The following is a 20096-nucleotide window of genomic DNA, read 5'->3' on the forward strand; positions in this document are numbered from 1 at the left end:
GCGATGACAACACTATACTTCGACATAACTTGACAAATTCCTCTTTATATAAAAAAATCACCCGCCCACAGGACAGGTGATCTTACTCAAGAAGTAACTTCCTTATTTTTCACAACGCGTGATGTTAAAATTGGAACCACAACGATAACCCCAATCATTACAACAAGCGCAACAATCGAATAAAGGACAGGAATTCGAAAGAGATTGATTGTACTAAAATCATCAAAAAATGGCTCAACATTCATGTAATATATAAACGAAAATTGGAAGATATCCTCTACCCAATTAGGGAGTTGAAGTGTTTCTACTAAAAAGTATGGTATCGCAAAGATAGCACCATTGATAATAAGTGAAACCAAAGCATTTTTACAAATAGACGAGATAAGCACAATCATAATGGCAAAACTACATGCTCCTAGCAAGTGAAATCCTATTTGAAGTAAATGGTACTCTAGCATTGTAAAACTATATGGCGAAAAATAGTATTTAAACGTATATTGGATGGACGTTTCCCAGCCACTATTCCCATATTGAATCAGGTTCCACGCAATGTTAAAAATCTCCCACCCTACTACAACAATAGCGGTATATATTAAGGCAGCTCCAATTTTTGCACCTAGTAATGATCCTCTACCTTTTTTCGAGCTAAGAATATAGTTGTCCACCCCCGAGCTATATTCCTGGGTGTACATACTAGAAAGCCCCACCAAAAGCATGGCTCCAGTGATGAACACGGAAAAAACGCTAGCATAGTCGATAATTTCTGCCGGACCTTTGTTATAAGTGAAATAAGAGGTATCAATCTCTTTTAGCATGGCTGTTTGAAGGTCGGTATTATATTTATTTTCCCCAGCTAGCTCTTTGATTTTTTCCTGAGCATTCAATTCCACCTGATGGCCGTACGCGAGATTTTCGTAAACTCCCATCAAGGTCCATTCATCTTCAGACAACCACTGATCGGTTTCCATCATTTCGTCTTGCTTTTTCATTAACTCTTCATTGCCCTTGGCAACAGCTTCAAGTTTTTCCTCAGTAACTTTCCCTTCCCAATCCTTATAGATTGCTCTTTCTTGATCAGCACCAGGATAATAGGTAAATCCCGTCGAAAAAACAATCAGCAAAAGGAACGCAACATACACCATTCTTTGCTTAAAAATTTTATATAACTCAAATTTCAATAACTCCATTTATGCCACCTCCTCATCGAAATAGTAAAGATATAAATCCTCTAGATTCGGATGTTCTTGTACAGCATTTTGATGAGGTTTGACATCACTTAAAATTCGAAGCTCGAATTTATGCCCAACCCGAGCAATGTTGCCAACCTTATATAAAGATTGATACTTTGTAATTTCAGATTCAGTATCAACTGTGACAGTCCAAACCTTGTCTTCGATCCCTTTTAATAGCGTCTGTGGCGTCTGTTTTTGAATCAGTTTTCCTGCCTTCAATACGAGAACTTCCTTCGCAATGAATTCAATATCTGAAACAATATGTGTGGATAACAAAACAATTCGGTTTGTTGAAATTTTCGATAACAAATTTCGGAACCGAATTCTCTCTTTTGGATCAAGGCCAGCCGTTGGTTCATCCACGATCAGAATTTTCGGGTCGTTTAACAGGGCTTGTGCAATTCCAACACGTCGCTTCATCCCCCCTGAAAACTTCCCTACTTTTTTCTTCGCATGCTCACCTAATCCTACCAATTCCAGCGTCTCCGCGACCTTTTCCTTTGCCTGTTCTTTAGACAGCCCCTTTAAAGTCGCAATATATAGCAAAAACTTTTCAGCTGTAAAATTTTTATAAAGCCCCACATGCTGAGGCAAATATCCGATGACATCTCGATACCGATAATCCAAAACCGAAATATCTTGACCATCTAATAAAACTCTTCCGGAGCTCGGCTTCATAACACTAGCAAGAATGCGCATTAATGTCGTCTTCCCTGACCCGTTTGCTCCTAAGATCCCGTACACCCCTGTTGTAAATTCTAAATTTATGGAGTCCAAAGCCTTTTTATCGTCAAAGACTTTTGACACATTTTCAATGGTTAAATTCATATGAAATACCCCTTTTGTAAATTCTGCTCATTTTAATCATGATAAAAATCGTTGCAGCTACAGTTACCAAAATATATACCACAGCTGAAACTGTTTCGATTCTTTCCATTACATCTTGTTGTGCTAGAAACAGAGCAACTACGGTCCAAACAATTATTCCACCGGTTAACGTGGATGCTCGACGGAATTTTGAAGCTACCACTAACATAATCGCGGCAATGATGGTAAATGGTGTTGCCCAATAAAGAACTAATTTTCCAATCATCACTTCAGGTAGGAGGACTGCAAAACTAATCGTTAACAAGATATTTAGGGTAATATTGAAGGCCCCTACAACAACCATTCTCGATAGAATTATTTCTTGAAGGCTAAATTTAAATGACATTTCTAGTTCAGCCATCTCGGTATTCCCACTCTTAAACACCTCAATCAACCCGATGAATGTTGGGAGTGGAGCCACATACAGCATAATGAGATATGGATCTAATTCGTAAAAAAGAGTTGAAGTTACTCCGATTATTAAAAACAATAGATTTAAACCCCAAAACAATGGTGAAAAATAAAAGACTTCCCTTGTTGAATGTCTTAATACGGTTGATATTATGGCAACAAGTGCCTCCCACTTATTTTCTTTTCTAGGAACGTGAGGACGCAGCGCATCAACAGTCATCATAATTTCAGATTCACTTGGTAATTCGATATCAAACTCGTCCAAAGTCATTCCCAATTCCTGTTCCAATGCTAAAATCTCATCATCAATCTCGAATTTATTGTCTTGTCTGTCGTCTTTGCTCATTTCCCTCACCTCTCTCTAATGCTGTTGCAAGTTTCCCAAGGCCTTGCTTCAATCTTGATTTAACGGTCGACACGTTCGCTTTTGTTATGTCGGCTATCTCCTGAATTTTCATGCCATGGTAGTATTTCAGAATCACGGCTTCTCGTTGGATATCTGGTAGACCATTAATAGCAGACTTTACCTGCTCCCTTGTTTCCTTCCGTTCAAATATGTAGGGAACATTACTGTTTTCACTTTTGATTGTTTCCTGAAGTACCGTTTGCGCAGATGTCTGCTTATAGTCAGCACTTCTCCAATAATCGCGGCAATGATTGACGGCTATTGTATAGAGCCAGCTTTTAAAACTACCTTTATTCGAATAAGACTTAATCCGCTGCATCATTTTTATGAAAATTTCCTGTGTTAAATCGTACGCCATTTCCTTGTTTCCCACTTTTCGATAGACAAAAGCGTAAATGGATTTATAATACTTCCTTGTCAAAACCTCCATCGCCGCTTGACTACCTTGCAGGATTTCTTCAATTAGTTCTTGATCCTCAGGCATTTTTATCACCTCAATTATGTAAGACGAAAAGATTTGAAAAAAGATTTATTCCTTCTAAAAAAGTTTCTGCTTTGATTATCTATTTAGAATGAGCAGGCTGCAACGGGAAATGATAATTACGTAGAAAAGCACCTATCCAAAAATGGATAGATGCTGAGTAAATTTTGTCCTATATAAAATAATTCAGTACTAAATACACAATCAAGCAAAGGATAGATCCTGTTAAAAATGGACTAATTCGGAGTCGTACTTTTTCATGCTCTCGTCTGTAACTACCGAGAAATGTATTAAAAACGGCCATCTCTGAGTTTTTTGTAAAAATATCGCCTGAGGAGCCCATTATGAATGCGACTATAATAAAGAAACAAGAGCCAACAAACAAGGTAGTTAACGTATTTGCATCTAAATAGAGGGATACTCCATAAAGAATGGCTACCTCTACGGCAGTTACAAGGAGTGCAAATGTCATGTATCGTACCATTGTTCATCCCTCCTTCCTCAAACTGCTGATACCGTTTATTACGAATGAGCGTGAGAAAAGTTTCGGAATACTTAGTATATATTATTCCGCTTTTTCATCATTTAGTCCGGACAAACCAAGGCCTGGACTTTACCAAATAATAGATTATTAAAATTGTAAGCGGTTTTAGTTGGTAAGTAAAAAATACATGTTATAATGAGGTGGATGACAGTTGCAAACTAGTAGTAAAGGGAATTTAATACTACTAGAATGTATATGTAAAAGGGAGAGGACATCATGAGCCAAGTTCGAATAGAAAAGGATTTTCTTGGAGAAAAAGAGGTTCCAGTTGATGCCTATTATGGCGTCCAAACGATACGTGCAGTTGAAAATTTTCCGATAACTGGTTACCGTATCCATGAAGAATTAATTATCGGATTAGCAATGGTTAAAAAAGCCGCAGCATTAGCAAATATGGATGTAAAGCATCTATATGAAGGCATTGGAAAGCCAATTGTACAAGCTGCCGATGAAATCATAAATGGAAAAATGCACGACCAATTTATTGTAGACCCTATCCAAGGTGGAGCAGGTACGTCTATTAATATGAATGCAAACGAAGTTATTGCTAATCGTGCACTCGAGATCCTTGGACATGAAAAAGGAAAATATAATGAAGTAAGTCCAAACAGCCATGTGAATATGTCTCAATCTACAAATGATGCATTTCCAACGGCACTTCATATTGCAACACTAAATTTAATTGAGAAATTATTAAAAACAATGGAGTATATGAAAGAGGTTTTACAACAAAAAGCACAAGAATTTGACCATATCATAAAAATGGGAAGAACTCACCTTCAGGACGCAGTACCGATTCGACTTGGACAAGAGTTCGCTGCATATGCCCGCGTGTTAGAACGCGATATAAAGCGCATACAACAATCCCGTCAGCATTTGTATGAGGTCAACATGGGAGCTACTGCTGTAGGAACAGGGCTTAATGCTGAACCACGTTATATCGAAAATGTTGTCAAATATTTAGCAGAAATTAGTGGGCTTCCTTTAGTAGGTGCTGAGCATCTAGTTGATGCTACTCAAAATATCGATGCCTACGCCGAAGTTTCAGCTGCGTTAAAAATAAATATGATGAGTATGTCAAAGATTGCAAATGACTTACGGTTAATGGCATCAGGACCACGCGCAGGACTTGGCGAAATCAGCTTACCAGCAAGACAACCTGGTTCATCGATTATGCCAGGTAAAGTAAACCCTGTTATGCCTGAAATGATAAATCAAGTTGCGTTCCAAGTAATAGGAAATGATCATACAATCTCCTTAGCTACTGAAGCTGGTCAACTAGAGTTGAATGTAATGGAACCAGTTTTAGCATTCAATTTATTACAATCACTTAGCATTATGAATAACGCATTCAGAGCATTTACTGATTACTGTCTATCAGGAATCAAAGCAAATGAAGAGCGTTTAAAGGATTACGTAGAAAGAAGCGTTGGACTGATTACAGCCGTAAATCCACATATTGGATATGAAGTCGCCTCTCGAATCGCAAGAGAAGCTATCTTAAATGGTAAACAAGTACGTGAACTTTGCTTGTTATACGATGTGTTAACTGAAGAAGAACTAGATCTAATTTTGAACCCATACGAAATGACAGAACCAGGGATTTCCGGTTCATCGTTGCTGCAACGAGCATAAAACAAAGAGGACTGGCGACAGTCCTCTTATTCATGTTAAATCGCCTTCACCATACCACCGTCAACCAAGTAGGCTTGCCCTGTCATATACGTGTTAGCGTCAGATACTAAAAATGTCACAAAATTTGCGAATTCTTCAGGCGAACCATACCGTTGTAATGGGATTGTTTCTTTGGCCATTTGTTCAATTTCCTCAACTGGCTTTCCTAGGGTCTCAGCTCTTACCTGATCCAAGTGTGCCACGCGGTCTGTTGCTATGCGTCCGGGTGCGACTGTATTGATGAGGATATTATAAGGCGCTAATTCGTCAGCTAATGTTTTGGATAATCCGACAATTCCTAGTCGAAAAGTATTGGAAAGAATTAGACCAGGAATAGGCACTTTGATAGACGATGATGCAATATTGATAATTTTTCCGCCATTTTCTTTCAAGTATGGTAGAGCGCCACGAATCATGCGAACATAACTTAATAGATTTAATTCAAATGCCCCCTGCCAAGCTTCATCATCTAATTGTTCGAATGATCCTGCTGGTGGCCCTCCCGCATTATTCACGAGAATATCAATGCTGCCAAACGTATCTACAGTATGTTTAATGAGAGCCTCGATGTCTTCTTTATTGGTAATATCCGTTGGTAGGTAAGAGACTTTCCCCTTGTTGAATGCTGAGAGTTCGGCCTGAACTGCCTTTAGTTTGCCCTCACTTCGGCTTGCCAGCATCACATTGGCGCCTTCTTTTACGAGTTGGGTTGCGATTGCTTTTCCAAGTCCCTGGCTAGAAGCTGCAACGATGGCTGTTTTCCCGCTTAGATTTAAATCCATATGTCATTCACTCCTTAAATTTGAGTTTATTCTTCCATTTTAGCCCATTTTTATCGCTTTGTGTTGTACTTTGAATGTTGAATTGTTCCCTAACTTTATTGCATTGTGCCCTACCACTCAATAATTTCCCTAACCCCGGATAATTGTGCCCTAACTCAAATAATTGTGCCCTAACTCAAAATAATTGTGCCCTAAGCCAAAAAAAGGGCCAGCTCCCACAAAAAGAGCTGACCCTCCTATCTATTTCGACACCGAAACCTCAACCTGCTTATCAATCTTAGGTTTCCGTTCGAAAATACCAGTTCCTAACAACACGCCACACACGATTAAAACGAATCCAACTAACTGAATAAATTTGAAAGCTTCATTTAAAAACAACACCGAACCGACCAGTGAAAAGAATGGTGCAAGATTTAAGAAAATGGCCGTTTCTCCTGGGCCAATTTTGGAAATGGCAAAATTATAACACAGGTTTCCGATACCGGTTGAGATAATCGCTGATGCAGCAAAAACGACCCACACATAGGCAGGTACAGCACCAGTTGAGGCGATCGATTGCCCCTCAAGCGCGAAGCTTAACATTATCAAGAAGCCTGCCCCCATTAATAAAGCGTAACAGGTAATCGTTTTTGCATTTAATGTATAAGAGGCTTTTCGAATAAAAATAAAACTTACCGCCTGCGCAATGACGGATAAAAACACATAAAAATCCCCGAGTGCGAGCTTCGTAAATGACCCTCCACCCAGGATTAAGATAAAATAAATACCCATGATTCCTAAAAACACACCACTGATTTTTAGAATTGTCATTTTCGCTTTTAAGAAAAGCACCGCCAAAATATTGGTAACGAGCGGTATTAAGGCTAAGATGGATGCACCATTTGTGGCACTCGTGCCCGTCAAGCCGACAGAAAGTAATGCTTGGTGGCCAAGAATTCCAGTTAAAGCACTAAGTGAAACATACCCAAACTCGTGCAGATTCATTCTTTGGAGATCCTTTTTCACATATAAAAAGACAAAAATTACAAGGCCCGCTGCCAAAATTCGTAGACCGGTAATGGACACAGGCGGAAAATTTTCAACCAATATTTTAATTGCTACAATATTTAGCCCCCACGCAACCATAACAAATAACAGAATGCCGTATAAATAAAGTTTTCGCACAATCACCCATCCATTCTGATGTGATCCATCAGTTCATTAATGCACTCTATTATACTCCATATCTGCTAAAAAATGGCTCGAAAAATAAAAGTCCGGTGAGATAACACAAAATGTGTCTTCTACCGGACAAGTCCTTTTTTCAAAAGGTTCATTTCGATTGTAAAGCTTCTTAATGCAGATTCTGATGATAGATCATAAGCAAAGGCATGGATTAAATTGCGCAGCATCACAGATGTAATGATTTGCATCGCATGAAACAATTCCTCATCATTCGAGACATTCATCTTGCTTTTATTAATAAGAGAGCTTAATTTCACAAAGTTTTCGTTCATTTCCACTTCTCCCGTTATTCTGTCAAACGTACGTTCAATCTTATGGGTCATGTTAAGCAAGGCATTTTTTAAAAAGGTTAATTCTTCTTCATCTTCCTCTAAGAAAAGTTCAAAAAAATCATTAATCGTTTGAAACAAATCACCATCATGCTTTTCTAACATGGATAGAAACGCTACTTTCTTTTCTTTCGCGTATTCACTTAATAAAAAGAAAAAGACATCTTCTTTATCCTCAAAATATTGATAAAAACTTCCGCGTGGAATTCCAGCAGCTTTTATAATATTAGAAATGGAAGCTGCGAATAACGGAACACTAGCAAATTCCTGTTTTGCCGCTTCAATCAGTGTTTGTTTTTTATCATCTGGTAAATTAAAAAAAGTGATCTTCGGCATTTTCACCTCTCCCTATTTGTCGAAGGATAAAAAATCATAAGGAAGAAGGATTTTATCATCCAATGTATAAAGCTCTTCCGTTTTCGTTGATTCCTTTAGTTTGTTCATTTCTCTTTGAAGTTTTTCCATCTTTTTATCTAATTGTGCTGCTGTTACAGCTGCTTCCTTTAATTCATCCTTCATATGCTGAGGGATTTCTTTATTGTATTTATAGTAAATTTTGTGCTCTAAGCTTGCCCAGAAATCCATGGCGATTGTCCGAATTTGAATTTCAACAAAAATATGCTCTTCACGGTCTGACATAAAAATTGGAATTTGCACAATTAAATGTAGACTTTGATACCCATTTGGTTTTGGATTTTTAATGTAATCCTTGCACTCGATTAAGGTAACGTCCTTTTGCTTTTGTAGCATTTCACTGATTTTATAAATATCGGAAATGTAAGCGCATGTGATCCGAATCCCCGCAATGTCCCGGATATTTTCTGTGATGGACTCAAAACTATAGTCATATCCCTTACGTTGGATTTTATTCATAATACTTTCTGGTGATTTCAGTCGAGATGATACATGCTCAATTGGGTTGTAATCATGTATATATTTAAACTCCTGCTTTAAAATATTGATCTTGGTCATCATTTCTTCAAGCGCAAACTTGTATGACATCATAAATCGTATCAGTTCTACTTTCATATCTTTAAACTGATTCATTCTAATTCCTATAGACATAATTCGTCTCCTTTAATGTGAAGCTATTGGTCTCTTAATGATCGAAGCTTTGACACCAAGCGATTGCAGTTTTTTTGCAAGCTTTCGTAGTTTCATTTGGTTCAATTCATTTTTAGGTTCTGTCTTTATCATGACATCGTGTCACCTCACAACTTCATTCTAGATGACACCATGTCACAAGTCAATTGATTATGACACATTGTCACACTATGTTCACATACATAGAAAAAGCCTTTCTCATTTTAGAGAAAGGCCTAAACCGTCACAAAGCAGTACTTGTTTTTTCCACAACAGGCTTCTGTTCATTCAATTCTGGATGAGCTTTTCTTACGACACTTGGTCTTGCTAGAACAAGGACCACTCCAATTAAAATGACTGCTGTTGTGATGAGAATATATTGGCCTGGTAATACATCGTATAAATAGCCAAATATTATCATCCCCAGTGGCATTAAAGCCACTGCCATCGATTCTAAAATCGAGAATACTCGCCCTTTGAAGTCATCATCAATCATTTTTTGCATCATGACTTGAAGCGGTGTATTGACAACGATTATCATTAAACCATTAATAAACATCGCAACAAAATAATACACAAACACTGACCAATACGATAATGAAATCATTAATGGAACAGCCATCGCTCCCATAATGACCCCTAACCCAATAATTCCACGTTTTGAAACAAGGAATGGATACTTCACTTCTTTTCGAATCGAGAAGTAAATCGAGAATAACAGCATTCCAATGGCAAAGGCCCCTTGCGTGAAGCCGAAATGTTCTGAAGCCAACTTTAATTTTTCAATTAATATAAACGAGTAACCGACCTCAAAAGCTCCAAAAAGGAAGTTGATGACTAATGCCATCCAGATCATCGTCATCAGAACCTGCTTTGTTTTTAAATAGGTTATACCAGCTTTAATGCTTTCCCACATGGTCTCCTTCTGGTCATTTTCATCTTTCACCTTGCGATTTGAGAATAAATTGAAGTTCATGGTAGATTCAAGTAAAACGGCAATGACAGAAGCTGCAATGTACATCCCTAAAAATAATTCCATCGATACTGTACCATATAACAGTCCACCCACTGCTGGGCTACCGATGGCCGCAAAAGAAATTGAAATTTGGTTAAGTGACATTGCTTTTTGAATACGTTTTTCATCCACCAAACCGGTAATCGAAGATGTAAAGGTTACACCAGTAAATGAAGTTGCGATTGATAATACGACAGTTGTTGTGTATATCGCAATCAGGGATAAACCATAAGTCAGACTAAAAGCGAGTAATCCAACAATTGCTAATGTCGTAACGAGTTGTGAGATAATCACAATTTTTTTCCGAGAATATTTGTCTGCCGCATAACCTGCTAGCGGTGCTACAAGTGCCCTCGGTAAGAGATTACAAATTAAATTTGTTGCAAAGCTTGTTGCTGATCCTGTTAGTTGAAGTATATAAAAGCTGATTGCAAATGCGTATACTTGTGCGCCGAATGAGGAAATGATTTTACTAATTGTGAACGTAAACAAATGATAAGATGCCCTTTTAAGCTTTTGTTGTTCATTCATGCTAATTCCTCCAATTTTGGGAAAAGTTTAATTTGATTAAACAAATCATATCATCATATTACTTTCTTTTCAACAAAAAGTTTAATATAATTAAACAAAATATTAAAAATAGGGAGAGTGCCTATTTCTTATGCTAGGTGAACGCATACGTAAATTACGTAAACAGAAGAAATTAACATTAGAAGAACTTGCAGGAACAAAACTGACAAAAGGCATGCTTAGCCTAATTGAAAATAACAAAGCAAATCCATCAATGGAGAGCTTAACCTACATTGCAGAGAGATTGGAAGTGGATTTGTCACAGCTTTTAAATGAATTCAATTATGATGAGCTACAAGACATATTGGATCAAGCGGAAAAAGTTTTCATTCTGGATTCTAGCCAGAATCCTGATAAATACAAAAAACTTATTCCACTTATTGAACCGGTCGTTCCTCAACTTAATCAGGGGTATGTAGCTGCAAGATTATTGGAATTGTACGGTTATAGTCTGTATTGGGAAAAGCAAGGGGATTGGAAACAGCCACTTGAGCAGGCTGCAAACTTATACGACCAAATGAATGTTACCCCAAAAAGAACGAGTATTGGCGTTTTTCGTGGGCTTGTTCATTTCTTGGATTATAATTATGATGAAGCATTAGCGACCATCCTCCATGAACGAAAGGAAATTGAAAAGAATCATGTCTTTATTGATCCAGTTTCTAGGTTAGACCTTGATTATCAAGAAGCAATCCTGTACTTCGCAGTTGGGGATATTGAATCAGCCAAGCGTGTGATGGATGAAGCGATTTCCTTTTCACAAAAGAATAAAATATTCTATTTAATTGATGATTTATACAGGCTTGCAGCTGCATATGCCATGATGGCTGAAGACCACGACTTACATGAATACTATTTGACTAAGATAAAGCAGTATGCTGAGTTTTCTGATGATAAAATGTCGAAGATGACATCACAGCTTTTTTATATTGAATCACTTAATTCGGTTAAGCATGATTACAAAACAGCCCTTGAAATCGTAAACAACTATGTATCAGATCCGGAATTCAATCATCAATTCGACGAGTGGTTTTATCTTGAAAAAGGAAAAGCCTTACGTGGACTTGGGCATTACGAAGAGGCGATTGAATATTTTGATCAGGTTGAGATTCCTGAGTACCATCGTCACCCTTTCGATCTGTCACAATTTTATTTGAAAGAAACATACAAAGCACTCTGCTGTGTCGAGCTCGGTAAGCTTGATGAAGCTATATCTGCAGCAAAGAAGGCAGTAGAGTTATTTGACCACTTACCCGATTCGCCTTATAAAGAATATAGTTTGAAAATATATGAACAAATAAAAGAAGGAACGGCTGGTTCTGAAAGTTAACGATAACAAAAAGAGGTATTTTTCTTTGCCGCGAGTCGGTTAGAAAAATACCTTTTTAATATTAGTCTGTTAATTCTAAAGCTGTTTTCGTAATCGTAAGATCCGTTTGGAGCTGTTCACTTAGATCACTTGGGTAATACATACCTTTGTCAATCATGTAATTTGAGATATTTGCATGAGTTTCAACTGCATGCCGAAGCTGCTCACGCAATACTTGTCTTACTTTTGGTGTAGATGCTTCTGTTATTGCAAAGGCTAAGTTTCGCACCCCAGCTTTTGCAGAGATAAGAAAATCAGTTGCAATGACCTGATCGGTCATGCCACCCATTCCCATTAATTTTTTTAAAATATCATTCATTGTCTTTACTCCTATCTGTAATTAATTGTTGAAGTTGGGTGATGAACCTCCTCCCAGATTCAACATCATTCGTTAAGATACTTTTTAACTGAGGGTCTTGGACGAGTCCACTCATCGTAAACGCTTTTGTCACACATAAATTTTTAAACGTCAGTAGTTCATGTACCTCAAGGGTTTCATGAAGCCCCATGTATTGTGTCATTGTAGCTCTCCTTTCTAATGTCACCTATTGTTAGATTACCTTGGACCTACGTTCTTATTCCACTCTACCTTCATACTAATTTTGGAAATCAATTTCCCACCCATTTTTGCCGAAAATAGGTCATCCTAAAGTTAAAAAGGAGTGACTTTTTTATGAATCAAAATACACTCGGTTTCCACGAGACAATGGAAACTCACGAAATGATCAATTTTAAAACGATCTGCTTAGTACGTTCAAAGCTTATGCAAGGCATTTGCTTTGATAATGACTTAAAAGCCTTGATGGAAAAGGATGTCCACCAAACGATGGCAGCCATAGAAGAACTCAAGGAACTCTATGAAAAAGCACGTACAAATTCTTAAAGAAGGTGATCATGTTGAATCAGGATTATTTAGATCCAAAATACGCTGAAGGAATGCCTAAGATGGCCGATGCTTCTTTTGCTATGGACTTTCTGCTTTCAGTTAAAACAGGTATTCGCTACTATTCAGTTGCATTAACAGAGACGGCTAGTCATGAGTTACGCGAAGCATTCTATCGCCAAATGGAACAAGCGCTAGATTTACACGAAGAACTATCTGATTTAATGATTCGTAAAGGCTGGTTATACCCAAATGATGTTGAGAAGCAAATTGAATTAGACCTTAAGTCAGCAGATATGGCCCTTGCCATTGCGCGAATGGAGCTTTTCCCAATTGACACGGACAGACGAGGTACATTTGCAACACCGAATAAATAAAGGGTAGGAGGAAATCTTATATGAAAGCCGTTACATATCAGGGCATAAAAGACGTTGCTGTAAAAGAAGTCGAAGATCCTAAAATTCAAAAAGCAGATGATATTATCGTAAAGGTAACAAGCTCCGCCATATGTGGATCTGATTTGCACTTAATCCATGGAATGATACCCAACACTCCAGAAAATTATATAATTGGACACGAGCCTATGGGTATTGTAGAAGAAGTGGGTCCCGAAGTGACCAAGATAAAAAAAGGCGATCGGGTGATCGTTCCCTTTAACATGGCTTGTGGAAAGTGTTGGTATTGTACACATGACTTTTCAAGTCAATGTGACAATGCAAATGAAAATGGGGATATGGGTGGTTTTTTAGGGTATTCTGAAACAACTGGTGGATTTGCTGGTGGTCAAGCGGAATATTTACGGGTCCCTTACGGTGATTTCACCCCGTTTAAAGTCCCGGAGGATAGTGAATTAGAAGATGAGCAACTTGTTTTACTCGCAGATGTTTCCTCTACTGCCTACTGGTCTGTTGAAAATGCGGGTGTCAAAAATGGTGATACCGTCATTGTACTTGGCTGTGGACCTGTTGGACTTCTTGTGCAAAAATTCGCATGGATGTTTGGTGCCAAAAGGGTTATAGCTGTCGACTATATCGATTACAGACTACAGCATGCAAAGAAGACAAATAATGTTGAAATCGTAAACTTTGAGAGTGTAGACAATGTCGGAAACTACCTTAAAGAAATTACACAAGGTGGAGCAGATGTTGTCATTGACTGTGTAGGTATGGACGGTAAAATGTCTCCGCTAGAATTTTTGGCAACAGGTCTGAAACTCCATGGAGGCTCAATGGGTGCGATTGTGACGGCTGCACAGGCTGTCCGAAAATGTGGTACGATTCAACTCACAGGAGTATACGGCATGAGATATAATGCCTTTCCTTTAGGGGATATTTTTCAACGAAACGTTCAATTGAAAATGGGACAAGCACATGTTATTCCCATCATTCCTAAACTACATGACCTCATTTCTGAAGGTAAATTTGATCCAAGAGACATCATTACTCATGTTTTACCTTTAGAACAAGCGAAACACGGCTATGAAGTCTTTGATACCAAGACAGAAGATTGTATTAAAGTTGTGTTGAAGCCACATTGAACTATGTAACCAAAGACTAGGATTCCCCCCTAGTCTTTTTACTTTGTAAAAATCCTCAGGAAATAAAAAGTACTTTTATTTAATCCCGAATTTTTGATATTATACATAGAGGAAAAAGCATGAATAGAAACAGGTGAATAAATTGGATTATCAAGTTTTACTTTATTACAAATACATCGAAATTGAAGACCCTCAGGCTTTTAGAGACCAACATTTTGAATTTTGTTCTTCCCTTGGTTTGAGAGGCAGAATTCTTGTTGCAACAGAGGGTATCAATGGTACTGTTTCAGGTACGGTGGAACAGACAGAAAAATACATGGAGTATATGCGCAACGATGCCCGTTTTTCGGATATGGTTTTCAAAATTGAGAAAAGCGAAGAACATGCTTTTAAAAAGCTCAAAATAAAGATAAAACCAGAAATTGTTAATTTAAGTCTTGAGGAGGACTTAAATCCCAATCAAATTACTGGTAAGCATCTTTCACCAAAGGAATTCCTTGAAACGTTGCAACAAGACGATGTCATCATTCTTGATGCACGGAATACGTATGAGTACGATCTTGGTCACTTTAGAGGTGCCATTCGACCAGATATCGAAACCTTCCGCGAGCTGCCAAAATGGGTCGAAGAAAATTTAAGCGAGCATAAGGATAAGAAAATTTTAACCTATTGTACAGGTGGAATTCGTTGTGAGAAATTCTCTGGATTCCTTGTAAACGAAGGCTTCAAGGATGTATCTCAGCTTGAAGGTGGCATCATTACGTACGGATATGATCCAGAGGTAAAAGGTGCACTATGGGATGGAAAATGCTATGTATTTGATGAACGCATTTCTGTACCAGTCAACCGAACTGGTGAGGAAACAGTGGTTGGAAAATGTCATCACTGTGGGAAACCAGAGGAACGTTATGTAAAATGCGGAAATCCAGAGTGCAACAAGCATCTCCTACTATGTGAGGCCTGCGAACATGAACACTACAGATCTTGTAGCCAGGACTGCAAAGACCACCCACATAATCGCTATGTGAAGGAACATCAATTGGCGTAAAGAAAACTGCTCAGATCAAATCTGAGCAGTTTTTAATCTTTTTGAGCAATTTTCGCAATCTCCTCCGAAGCATAAACCACTTTCCCCTGTTCTTTTTCCTGAGCCACTTTGTACATCGCTTTTGCTACTGTTTTTCCTTCGATTGCTCTATATTTTTGGAGGGGGCCAGTAAATATAAACTTTAAGTCTTTAAACAAGATAGCAGCCATTTCTTCTCCAAGACGAAATTCGCCTCTGTTTCCAAGTAGAAGTGACGGCCGAAAGATAGAAAGGTGTTCAAAGTTAAGTTGACGAACCTTCTCTTCAAGCTCTCCCTTCATTCTTGGATAGAAAAGCTTCGCATTACGGTCTGCATTCATTGAACTAACCACTAAATAATGTTTTGCGCCAGCCTCTTTCGCAATCCGACCAATCTCAACTGGATAATCTACATCTATTTTGTACATAGCTTCTTGGGCCTTCGCCTTTTTGATGGTAGTGCCTAAACATACGAACACATCATTCACTGCGAAATATTGTTTATACTCATTAAGTCGATCGAAATCGACGATTACTTCTATTAATTTTGGATGATTCATCTTAAGTGGTTTTCGAACTAGAGCATACACCTGCACATATTCAGATCCCTCTAGCAATTTATTTAGTAGTTCATTCCCAATTAAACCAGTTGCCCCAGCAATAAGTGCTGTCTTCTCTTCCACTTTGCCAACTTCCTTTCACATAAAAACGCAATTTTCCTTTCATAAGTATACCCATTTTTATTTCATTTGGCATGCCACTAATCTGTTGTAGGACTTTCTTATGAAAAAAGTATAGTTTTATAGAGCTAATAATGGTAAAATTAGGAAATAAGCACCATATTTCATTCTTTTTCATCTAATTTTACCAAAATTTTCACTCAATTAGACACAAAAGTAGTTTCATCTGTATTATAATAGAATTAATAATATTATCTAACTATTTACTATATTGTAAATTTTTATTACTTGAAGGTGAATCATGGAAATTACTAAGCACATTTTGTTTAACCTTGCATTATTAATCATACTTTCATTTATAGGTTTAATTTGGTTTGAACGAAAACGAAATCTTACCCTTTCAAAGTGGGAAGCGTACATAGGTTTGGTTGTGCTTATTTTGACTTGCTTTAGCGTTTCATATCAACCTACCCCTTCTTACTATTTTGATCTTCGTCTTATTCCTGTATTAATAGGAGGACTTTATCTTGGCATTGGTCCGATCCTGTGTCTGACAGTAATTATTATAAGAGGGTTCTACGGCATGAATTTTGGTTTTTACGCGACAATTGTCCTTTATCTTCCATTGGCTTTTGCTTTGTGGAAGCTATACCCGTTGTTTTGGAAACAGAGTTCCAATAAGCGTGTGTGCATATCCGTACTTTTGACCTTTATTGTATCCATCCTTACAGCGGCTGCACTTCAATTTTCGAAACCGCATATAAATACTTTCGATGCTTGGTTTGCCTATTTAGTCATTCCAGCGATTGGCTTAGGAATTTTGTCCTACTTAACTGAGTTTTTTCGCAATAATATCCAATTGCGACAAACCATTGTAAAATCTGAGAAGCTCCACGCAGTCGAACAAATGGGAGCGGCGATTTCTCATGAAATACGAAATCCTTTAACGGCAGCAATGGGATTTGTACAGTTGATGATGTCTAATACTCTACCAAGACATAAGCAAAAAGAATATTTGACGATTATTAAAGAAGAGTTGGCTTCTGCTGAACATGTTATTCAAGAATATCTAACTTTTTCAAAACCAGCATTAGATACGGTTGAAACCCTACAAATCAAACGCGAATTGCAACAAGTGATATCTATTTTAAAGCCTACTGCAAACCAACACTCAGTAGAAGTCATTACAAATTTTTCTTTGATAGGCTCGATGGAAGGCGACCGACAAAAGTTCCATCAATGCTTTATCAACGTCATGAAAAATGCGATTGAGGCAATGCCCGGTGGTGGTAGATTATATGTTGAAACCAGTTACGACCGATTCAATGTAAGCATTATCATCCGTGATACAGGAATGGGTATGACAAAAGAACAAATTGAGCGACTTGGTGAACCTTATTACTCTACTAAAGGGCCAAAAGGAACAGGTCTTGGAATGATGGTCGTTTATAGTATTGTAAAAGCAATGAAAGGTACGATCAAAGTATCAAGTTCTGTTGGCGAAGGAACTGAATTCACATTCCAATTTCCATCTGTCCTTTCCACAAATGAACCCCACGTCTGAAACGTGGGGATATTTTATGCAAATTCTAAAAAAGCTTTTCCTCTTTTTTTTGCCCTAATATCGCGTTTTATCGCCTCGTAAACTTCAAATTTCACTCAGTGAGCATTGTGGATCTAAATCAATTAACAGCACTTTCTTTTTTGCTTCTACTAGGTGAAGCGCAATCTGAAAAATACTCGTGGTCTTGCCTACTCCCCCTTTGTAATTACCAACAAAAATCTTTTTTCCTTCAGCCAATTGTTGACCCCCTCAGAAGTATTCATTTTAATGTATTAGCGAATGAAGAAAATATGCTTATTTTGCTTTATCATAACCTTTACTTATATTAATTTATAAAATATTTATAATTTTCTTATACCATATATTACTATATGATAAAAGTAACAACCACAATGGAGGAGAAAAAATGGACATTAAATCAGACGTTAAAAAACAATTTGGCCGCAGTGCTGCCTCTTATGTAACAAGTGAAGGTCACCGAAAAGGTGGAGATTTACAAACATTGGTCGCATTAGCCGATGCCACAGGAACAGAGCTAGCCCTTGATGTTGCTACGGGTGGCGGTCATACTGCCAATGCCCTTGCTCCTCTTGTAGGAAAGGTTACAGCATTAGATTTAACACCAGAAATGTTAGCTGCTGCAGAGAAGTTTATTAAAGGGAATGGTCATGAAAACGTTGAATTTGTTGAAGGCGATGCTGAAAAACTACCATTTTCAGATGAAACATTCGATATTGTATCTTGCCGTATCGCTCCTCACCATTTCCCTAACATTACTAGCTTCGTAAGTGAAGTTTCACGTGTTTTAAAATCAGGTGGGCAGTTCTTGTTAGATGATAATGTTGTTCCAGAAAACAAGGAATTTGATGAATTTTATAATACAGTTGAAAAAAGAAGAGACTACAGTCATTTCCGTGCTTGGAAAAAGTCAGAATGGCTTCAAATGCTAGAAGATGAAGGTTTTGAAATCCAAGAACTTTATCGTTTTGACAAGCCTTTTGATTTTGAAAGCTGGTGTAACCGTATGCATGTGTCAGACACCGAAAAGGCCGAACTGAACGACTATATGCTAAACTCTTCCGATAAGGTCAAACAGAAGTTTCGTATTCAAATAGAAAATAATACGATCATCTCCTTCCAAGGGGAAGCAGTTGTATTAAAGGCTACAAAACTCTAGGATAAAAGTGGGGGATTTCCTCCACTTTCTTTTCATTTAGGAGGTCCTCGTTTGTTTAATAATAAAGTTAATGAACTGTTAAAGATTGAACACCCGATTATCCAAGCTCCGATGGCTGGTGGAATTACAACTTCAGAATTAGTTGCTGCTGTCTCAAATGCTGGAGGCTTAGGAATGATAGGTGCCGGATATATGACTCCCTTGCAACTTAAGGAACAAATTAAGGAAATCAGAAAACTAACCTCCCATTCTTTTGGCGTTAATCTATTTGTTCCAACCGAATTTCATGCGAAAGAGAATGAAGTGAAATCAGCAAATCAATTACTTAATCCGATTCGAGAAAAATTGAACTTACCTCCAAAAGAAAATGTTGAGATTCCTTCATTGACGGATGCATTAAAAAAATTCAATGAGCAAATCAAAGTGATCATCGAGGAAAAAGTTCCTATTTGTTCTTTTACATTTGGCCTTCCATCTAAAGCTGTGATTACCAAATTAAAACAACATCAAATGGTGTTAATGGGAACAGCAACATCTGTTAAAGAAGCCATTGCAGTTGAAGAATCAGGATTGGATCTAGTTGTTGTTCAAGGCAGTGAAGCTGGTGGACATCGTGGAGCATTTATGAATAACGGGCACGAGGGTTTAATCGGCTTAATATCACTTATACCGCAGGTGGCCGACAGTGTTAAGATACCTGTTATTGCCGCTGGTGGAATCATGGATGGCAGAGGTTTAATGGCCTCTATTTGCTTAGGCGCACAGGCGGTTCAAATGGGGACAGCATTTTTGACCTGTATTGAAAGTGGGGCACATCCTGTACATAGAGATGCCATTCTGAATGCTTCTGATGACGAAACGGTCGTAACCCGTTCATTTTCTGGTAAATGGGCACGAGGACTCGTCAATCCCTTTATTGAAAACATGAAGGAACACGAAAATGACCTCCCGGAGTTTCCTGTTCAGAATTCACTGACCCAGGATATCCGAAAGGCATCAAGTTCACAGAATAATAAGGACTTCATGTCGCTTTGGTCCGGGCAAAGCCCAAGATTAGCAAAGCATCAAAGCGTTGCAAACTTAATAGATTCAATCATTTCCGAAGTAAAACACATAAAATGATAAGAGTGTCCTCCGCTTCAGACACTGGCTTGCTTGTTCGGCGGATGCCTGACTGAAGTTTGTTTGCTCTAGACACTCTC

General features: G+C 37.9%; 23 protein-coding genes. 9 read left to right on the plus strand and 14 right to left on the minus strand.

Annotated elements, in window-relative coordinates:
• Window positions 1-86: 86 nt before the first annotated feature.
• The 5 genes from CKJ95_RS12585 to CKJ95_RS12605 form a co-directional block, all read right to left on the minus strand.
• Window positions 87-1187, minus strand: coding sequence for a hypothetical protein (locus CKJ95_RS12585; protein WP_099353771.1), 1101 nt, complete (start codon window positions 1185-1187; stop codon window positions 87-89).
• Complete coding sequence (locus tag CKJ95_RS12590) at window positions 1188-2060, minus strand: ABC transporter ATP-binding protein (protein ID WP_099353772.1); 873 nt, start codon at window positions 2058-2060, stop codon at window positions 1188-1190.
• Entirely contained in the window at window positions 2044-2856 is an 813-nt protein-coding gene (locus CKJ95_RS12595) for a hypothetical protein (RefSeq protein WP_099353773.1), read from the minus strand. The genes CKJ95_RS12590 and CKJ95_RS12595 overlap by 17 nt, the downstream gene beginning before the upstream one ends.
• A complete protein-coding gene (locus tag CKJ95_RS12600; RefSeq protein WP_099353774.1) occupies window positions 2828-3400 on the minus strand; it encodes an RNA polymerase sigma factor in 573 nt (190 codons plus the stop codon). Before CKJ95_RS12600 ends, CKJ95_RS12595 begins: the two co-directional genes overlap by 29 nt.
• A gap of 169 nt (window positions 3401-3569) precedes the next feature.
• The gene (locus CKJ95_RS12605; RefSeq protein ID WP_099353775.1) at window positions 3570-3881 is read right to left on the minus strand and encodes a hypothetical protein; all 312 of its coding nucleotides are present in this window, start codon (window positions 3879-3881) and stop codon (window positions 3570-3572) included.
• A gap of 276 nt (window positions 3882-4157) precedes the next feature.
• On the opposite strand from CKJ95_RS12605, the gene aspA reads away from it, so the two are divergent.
• Window positions 4158-5576 (plus strand): aspartate ammonia-lyase, encoded by a 1419-nt coding sequence (aspA, locus tag CKJ95_RS12610; RefSeq protein ID WP_099353776.1) that lies wholly within the window; start codon window positions 4158-4160, stop codon window positions 5574-5576.
• 35 nt (window positions 5577-5611) lie between these two features.
• Here aspA and CKJ95_RS12615 read toward each other — a convergent pair whose 3' ends face one another.
• The 5 genes from CKJ95_RS12615 to CKJ95_RS12635 all read right to left on the minus strand — a co-directional run bounded on the left by CKJ95_RS12615 (window position 5612) and on the right by CKJ95_RS12635 (window position 10579).
• Window positions 5612-6397, minus strand: coding sequence for an SDR family oxidoreductase (locus CKJ95_RS12615; RefSeq protein WP_099353777.1), 786 nt, complete (start codon window positions 6395-6397; stop codon window positions 5612-5614).
• A 240-nt stretch (window positions 6398-6637) separates the two neighbouring features.
• Window positions 6638-7561 (minus strand): DMT family transporter, encoded by a 924-nt coding sequence (locus CKJ95_RS12620; protein ID WP_099353778.1) that lies wholly within the window; start codon window positions 7559-7561, stop codon window positions 6638-6640.
• A gap of 119 nt (window positions 7562-7680) precedes the next feature.
• Window positions 7681-8286 (minus strand): TetR/AcrR family transcriptional regulator, encoded by a 606-nt coding sequence (locus tag CKJ95_RS12625; RefSeq protein WP_099353779.1) that lies wholly within the window; start codon window positions 8284-8286, stop codon window positions 7681-7683.
• A 12-nt stretch (window positions 8287-8298) separates the two neighbouring features.
• A complete protein-coding gene (locus tag CKJ95_RS12630) occupies window positions 8299-9015 on the minus strand; it encodes a GTP pyrophosphokinase (protein WP_099353780.1) in 717 nt (238 codons plus the stop codon).
• A 262-nt stretch (window positions 9016-9277) separates the two neighbouring features.
• Window positions 9278-10579, minus strand: a complete 1302-nt coding sequence (locus CKJ95_RS12635) for an MFS transporter (RefSeq protein ID WP_099353781.1) — start codon at window positions 10577-10579, stop codon at window positions 9278-9280.
• 130 nt (window positions 10580-10709) lie between these two features.
• Here CKJ95_RS12635 and CKJ95_RS12640 point away from each other — a divergent pair, with 130 nt between their 5' ends.
• Window positions 10710-11948, plus strand: coding sequence for a helix-turn-helix domain-containing protein (locus CKJ95_RS12640; protein WP_099353782.1), 1239 nt, complete (start codon window positions 10710-10712; stop codon window positions 11946-11948).
• Window positions 11949-12009: 61 nt separating this feature from the next.
• Here CKJ95_RS12640 and CKJ95_RS12645 read toward each other — a convergent pair whose 3' ends face one another.
• Window positions 12010-12306, minus strand: coding sequence for a spore coat protein (locus CKJ95_RS12645; RefSeq protein ID WP_099353783.1), 297 nt, complete (start codon window positions 12304-12306; stop codon window positions 12010-12012).
• Window positions 12299-12508, minus strand: a complete 210-nt coding sequence (locus tag CKJ95_RS12650) for a hypothetical protein (RefSeq protein ID WP_099353784.1) — start codon at window positions 12506-12508, stop codon at window positions 12299-12301. Before CKJ95_RS12650 ends, CKJ95_RS12645 begins: the two co-directional genes overlap by 8 nt.
• 152 nt (window positions 12509-12660) lie before the next feature.
• On the opposite strand from CKJ95_RS12650, the gene CKJ95_RS12655 reads away from it, so the two are divergent.
• The 4 genes from CKJ95_RS12655 to trhO all read left to right on the plus strand — a co-directional run bounded on the left by CKJ95_RS12655 (window position 12661) and on the right by trhO (window position 15455).
• The gene (locus CKJ95_RS12655) at window positions 12661-12870 is read left to right on the plus strand and encodes a spore coat protein (protein WP_099353785.1); all 210 of its coding nucleotides are present in this window, start codon (window positions 12661-12663) and stop codon (window positions 12868-12870) included.
• A 14-nt stretch (window positions 12871-12884) separates the two neighbouring features.
• Entirely contained in the window at window positions 12885-13247 is a 363-nt protein-coding gene (locus CKJ95_RS12660; RefSeq protein ID WP_099353872.1) for a spore coat protein, read from the plus strand.
• A 20-nt stretch (window positions 13248-13267) separates the two neighbouring features.
• Window positions 13268-14407 (plus strand): zinc-dependent alcohol dehydrogenase, encoded by a 1140-nt coding sequence (locus tag CKJ95_RS12665; protein ID WP_099353786.1) that lies wholly within the window; start codon window positions 13268-13270, stop codon window positions 14405-14407.
• Window positions 14408-14549: 142 nt separating this feature from the next.
• Window positions 14550-15455, plus strand: a complete 906-nt coding sequence (gene trhO / locus CKJ95_RS12670) for an oxygen-dependent tRNA uridine(34) hydroxylase TrhO (RefSeq protein ID WP_099353787.1) — start codon at window positions 14550-14552, stop codon at window positions 15453-15455.
• Between the two features lie 32 nt (window positions 15456-15487).
• On the opposite strand, the gene CKJ95_RS12675 is transcribed toward trhO, so the two are convergent.
• Window positions 15488-16156, minus strand: coding sequence for an oxidoreductase (locus CKJ95_RS12675; protein WP_099353788.1), 669 nt, complete (start codon window positions 16154-16156; stop codon window positions 15488-15490).
• A gap of 298 nt (window positions 16157-16454) precedes the next feature.
• On the opposite strand from CKJ95_RS12675, the gene CKJ95_RS12680 reads away from it, so the two are divergent.
• Entirely contained in the window at window positions 16455-17717 is a 1263-nt protein-coding gene (locus tag CKJ95_RS12680) for a sensor histidine kinase (protein WP_099353789.1), read from the plus strand.
• 84 nt (window positions 17718-17801) lie between these two features.
• On the opposite strand, the gene CKJ95_RS12685 is transcribed toward CKJ95_RS12680, so the two are convergent.
• Window positions 17802-17954 carry a ParA family protein gene (locus tag CKJ95_RS12685; protein WP_099353790.1) on the minus strand — a complete coding sequence of 51 codons (153 nt, stop codon included), beginning with the start codon at window positions 17952-17954 and terminating at the stop codon, window positions 17802-17804.
• Between the two features lie 169 nt (window positions 17955-18123).
• Between CKJ95_RS12685 and CKJ95_RS12690 the strand changes: the two genes are divergently transcribed.
• Together CKJ95_RS12690 and CKJ95_RS12695 are read left to right on the plus strand one after the other, a co-directional pair.
• Complete coding sequence (locus CKJ95_RS12690) at window positions 18124-18894, plus strand: class I SAM-dependent methyltransferase (protein ID WP_099353791.1); 771 nt, start codon at window positions 18124-18126, stop codon at window positions 18892-18894.
• 51 nt (window positions 18895-18945) lie between these two features.
• Window positions 18946-20016 carry an NAD(P)H-dependent flavin oxidoreductase gene (locus CKJ95_RS12695; RefSeq protein ID WP_099353792.1) on the plus strand — a complete coding sequence of 357 codons (1071 nt, stop codon included), beginning with the start codon at window positions 18946-18948 and terminating at the stop codon, window positions 20014-20016.
• Window positions 20017-20096: the final 80 nt, after the last annotated feature.

Source organism: Fredinandcohnia onubensis (assembly GCF_002734285.1).
Taxonomy (GTDB): Bacteria; Bacillota; Bacilli; order Bacillales; family Bacillaceae_L; genus Ferdinandcohnia; species Ferdinandcohnia onubensis_A.